2 protein-coding genes and 1 pseudogene are annotated in these 4,669 nt (G+C 50.2%); 2 read left to right on the top strand and 1 reads right to left on the bottom strand.

Annotation, left to right across the window (positions count from 1 at the left end; all coding sequences use genetic code 11):
• Positions 1-1,879 precede the first annotated feature (1,879 nt).
• A complete protein-coding gene (locus tag KO534_RS01360; RefSeq protein ID WP_000412211.1) occupies positions 1,880-2,539 on the bottom strand; it encodes a type A-1 chloramphenicol O-acetyltransferase in 660 nt (219 codons plus the stop codon).
• Between the two features lie 160 nt (positions 2,540-2,699).
• On the opposite strand from KO534_RS01360, the gene KO534_RS01355 reads away from it, so the two are divergent.
• The gene (locus KO534_RS01355) at positions 2,700-3,908 is read left to right on the top strand and encodes an IS4-like element ISVsa5 family transposase (protein WP_001339197.1); all 1,209 of its coding nucleotides are present in this window, start codon (positions 2,700-2,702) and stop codon (positions 3,906-3,908) included.
• A 247-nt stretch (positions 3,909-4,155) separates the two neighbouring features.
• Positions 4,156-4,275, top strand: a pseudogene (locus tag KO534_RS01350) (IS1 family transposase); the annotation flags it as partial.
• Positions 4,276-4,669 lie beyond the last annotated feature (394 nt).

Genomic DNA, 4,669 nt, shown 5'->3' with positions numbered 1-4,669 from the left:
ATGCAGCGGAAAAGCGCTGTCTAGATTACTTGTACAGCTCGTCCATGCCGCCGGTGGAGTGGCGGCCCTCGGCGCGTTCGTACTGTTCCACGATGGTGTAGTCCTCGTTGTGGGAGGTGATGTCCAACTTGATGTTGACGTTGTAGGCGCCGGGCAGCTGCACGGGCTTCTTGGCCTTGTAGGTGGTCTTGACCTCAGCGTCGTAGTGGCCGCCGTCCTTCAGCTTCAGCCTCTGCTTGATCTCGCCCTTCAGGGCGCCGTCCTCGGGGTACATCCGCTCGGAGGAGGCCTCCCAGCCCATGGTCTTCTTCTGCATTACGGGGCCGTCGGAGGGGAAGTTGGTGCCGCGCAGCTTCACCTTGTAGATGAACTCGCCGTCCTGCAGGGAGGAGTCCTGGGTCACGGTCACCACGCCGCCGTCCTCGAAGTTCATCACGCGCTCCCACTTGAAGCCCTCGGGGAAGGACAGCTTCAAGTAGTCGGGGATGTCGGCGGGGTGCTTCACGTAGGCCTTGGAGCCGTACATGAACTGAGGGGACAGGATGTCCCAGGCGAAGGGCAGGGGGCCACCCTTGGTCACCTTCAGCTTGGCGGTCTGGGTGCCCTCGTAGGGGCGGCCCTCGCCCTCGCCCTCGATCTCGAACTCGTGGCCGTTCACGGAGCCCTCCATGTGCACCTTGAAGCGCATGAACTCCTTGATGATGGCCATGTTATCCTCCTCGCCCTTGCTCACCATGCTTAATTTCTCCTCTTTAATTCCCGGGTACCGAGCTCGAATTCGTAATCATGTCATAGCTGTTTCCTGTGTGAAATTGTTATCCGCTCACAATTCCACACAACATACGAGCCGGAAGCATAAAGTGTAAAGCCTGGGGTGCCTAATGAGTGAGCTAACTCACATTAATTGCGTTGCGCTCACTGCCCGCTTTCCAGTCGGGAAACCTGTCGTGCCAGCTGCATTAATGAATCGGCCAACGCGCGGGGAGAGGCGGTTTGCGTATTGGGCGCTAGCGGAGTGTATATACTGGCTTACTATGTTGGCACTGATGAGGGTGTCAGTGAAGTGCTTCATGTGGCAGGAGAAAAAAGGCTGCACCGGTGCGTCAGCAGAATATGTGATACAGGATATATTCCGCTTCCTCGCTCACTGACTCGCTACGCTCGGTCGTTCGACTGCGGCGAGCGGAAATGGCTTACGAACGGGGCGGAGATTTCCTGGAAGATGCCAGGAAGATACTTAACAGGGAAGTGAGAGGGCCGCGGCAAAGCCGTTTTTCCATAGGCTCCGCCCCCCTGACAAGCATCACGAAATCTGACGCTCAAATCAGTGGTGGCGAAACCCGACAGGACTATAAAGATACCAGGCGTTTCCCCCTGGCGGCTCCCTCGTGCGCTCTCCTGTTCCTGCCTTTCGGTTTACCGGTGTCATTCCGCTGTTATGGCCGCGTTTGTCTCATTCCACGCCTGACACTCAGTTCCGGGTAGGCAGTTCGCTCCAAGCTGGACTGTATGCACGAACCCCCCGTTCAGTCCGACCGCTGCGCCTTATCCGGTAACTATCGTCTTGAGTCCAACCCGGAAAGACATGCAAAAGCACCACTGGCAGCAGCCACTGGTAATTGATTTAGAGGAGTTAGTCTTGAAGTCATGCGCCGGTTAAGGCTAAACTGAAAGGACAAGTTTTGGTGACTGCGCTCCTCCAAGCCAGTTACCTCGGTTCAAAGAGTTGGTAGCTCAGAGAACCTTCGAAAAACCGCCCTGCAAGGCGGTTTTTTCGTTTTCAGAGCAAGAGATTACGCGCAGACCAAAACGATCTCAAGAAGATCATCTTATTAATCAGATAAAATATTTCTAGGCACCAATAACTGCCTTAAAAAAATTACGCCCCGCCCTGCCACTCATCGCAGTACTGTTGTAATTCATTAAGCATTCTGCCGACATGGAAGCCATCACAAACGGCATGATGAACCTGAATCGCCAGCGGCATCAGCACCTTGTCGCCTTGCGTATAATATTTGCCCATGGTGAAAACGGGGGCGAAGAAGTTGTCCATATTGGCCACGTTTAAATCAAAACTGGTGAAACTCACCCAGGGATTGGCTGAGACGAAAAACATATTCTCAATAAACCCTTTAGGGAAATAGGCCAGGTTTTCACCGTAACACGCCACATCTTGCGAATATATGTGTAGAAACTGCCGGAAATCGTCGTGGTATTCACTCCAGAGCGATGAAAACGTTTCAGTTTGCTCATGGAAAACGGTGTAACAAGGGTGAACACTATCCCATATCACCAGCTCACCGTCTTTCATTGCCATACGAAATTCCGGATGAGCATTCATCAGGCGGGCAAGAATGTGAATAAAGGCCGGATAAAACTTGTGCTTATTTTTCTTTACGGTCTTTAAAAAGGCCGTAATATCCAGCTGAACGGTCTGGTTATAGGTACATTGAGCAACTGACTGAAATGCCTCAAAATGTTCTTTACGATGCCATTGGGATATATCAACGGTGGTATATCCAGTGATTTTTTTCTCCATTTTAGCTTCCTTAGCTCCTGAAAATCTCGATAACTCAAAAAATACGCCCGGTACTGATGAATCCCCTAATGATTTTGGTAAAAATCATTAAGTTAAGGTGGATACACATCTTGTCATATGATCAAATGGTTTCGCGAAAAATCAATAATCAGACAACAAGATGTGCGAACTCGATATTTTACACGACTCTCTTTACCAATTCTGCCCCGAATTACACTTAAAACGACTCAACAGCTTAACGTTGGCTTGCCACGCATTACTTGACTGTAAAACTCTCACTCTTACCGAACTTGGCCGTAACCTGCCAACCAAAGCGAGAACAAAACATAACATCAAACGAATCGACCGATTGTTAGGTAATCGTCACCTCCACAAAGAGCGACTCGCTGTATACCGTTGGCATGCTAGCTTTATCTGTTCGGGCAATACGATGCCCATTGTACTTGTTGACTGGTCTGATATTCGTGAGCAAAAACGACTTATGGTATTGCGAGCTTCAGTCGCACTACACGGTCGTTCTGTTACTCTTTATGAGAAAGCGTTCCCGCTTTCAGAGCAATGTTCAAAGAAAGCTCATGACCAATTTCTAGCCGACCTTGCGAGCATTCTACCGAGTAACACCACACCGCTCATTGTCAGTGATGCTGGCTTTAAAGTGCCATGGTATAAATCCGTTGAGAAGCTGGGTTGGTACTGGTTAAGTCGAGTAAGAGGAAAAGTACAATATGCAGACCTAGGAGCGGAAAACTGGAAACCTATCAGCAACTTACATGATATGTCATCTAGTCACTCAAAGACTTTAGGCTATAAGAGGCTGACTAAAAGCAATCCAATCTCATGCCAAATTCTATTGTATAAATCTCGCTCTAAAGGCCGAAAAAATCAGCGCTCGACACGGACTCATTGTCACCACCCGTCACCTAAAATCTACTCAGCGTCGGCAAAGGAGCCATGGGTTCTAGCAACTAACTTACCTGTTGAAATTCGAACACCCAAACAACTTGTTAATATCTATTCGAAGCGAATGCAGATTGAAGAAACCTTCCGAGACTTGAAAAGTCCTGCCTACGGACTAGGCCTACGCCATAGCCGAACGAGCAGCTCAGAGCGTTTTGATATCATGCTGCTAATCGCCCTGATGCTTCAACTAACATGTTGGCTTGCGGGCGTTCATGCTCAGAAACAAGGTTGGGACAAGCACTTCCAGGCTAACACAGTCAGAAATCGAAACGTACTCTCAACAGTTCGCTTAGGCATGGAAGTTTTGCGGCATTCTGGCTACACAATAACAAGGGAAGACTTACTCGTGGCTGCAACCCTACTAGCTCAAAATTTATTCACACATGGTTACGCTTTGGGGAAATTATGAGGGGATCTCTCAGCGCCCGGTAGTGATCTTATTTCATTATGGTGAAAGTTGGAACCTCTTACGTGCCGATCAACGTCTCATTTTCGCCAAAAGTTGGCCCAGGGCTTCCCGGTATCAACAGGGACACCAGGATTTATTTATTCTGCGAAGTGATCTTCCGTCACAGGTATTTATTCGGCGCAAAGTGCGTCGGGTGATGCTGCCAACTTACTGATTTAGTGTATGATGGTGTTTTTGAGGTGCTCCAGTGGCTTCTGTTTCTATCAGCTGTCCCTCCTGTTCAGCTACTGACGGGGTGGTGCGTAACGGCAAAAGCACCGCCGGACATCAGCGCCATTCGCCATTCAGGCTGCGCAACTGTTGGGAAGGGCGATCGGTGCGGGCCTCTTCGCTATTACGCCAGCTGGCGAAAGGGGGATGTGCTGCAAGGCGATTAAGTTGGGTAACGCCAGGGTTTTCCCAGTCACGACGTTGTAAAACGACGGCCAGTGCCAAGCTTGCATGCCTGCAGCCGGCCAGCCTCGCAGAGCAGGATTCCCGTTGAGCACCGCCAGGTGCGAATAAGGGACAGTGAAGAAGGAACACCCGCTCGCGGGTGGGCCTACTTCACCTATCCTGCCCGGCTGACGCCGTTGGATACACCAAGGAAAGTCTACACGAACCCTTTGGCAAAATCCTGTATATCGTGCGAAAAAGGATGGATATACCGAAAAAATCGCTATAATGACCCCGAAGCAGGGTTATGCAGCGGAAAAGCGCTG

It is taken from the genome of Paraglaciecola arctica (genome assembly GCF_018861065.1).
GTDB classification, from domain to species: domain Bacteria; phylum Pseudomonadota; class Gammaproteobacteria; order Enterobacterales; family Alteromonadaceae; genus Paraglaciecola; species Paraglaciecola arctica_B.
The sequence above is the reverse complement of the archived record's forward strand: the minus strand, read 5'-3'. Positions and strand labels throughout refer to the sequence as shown.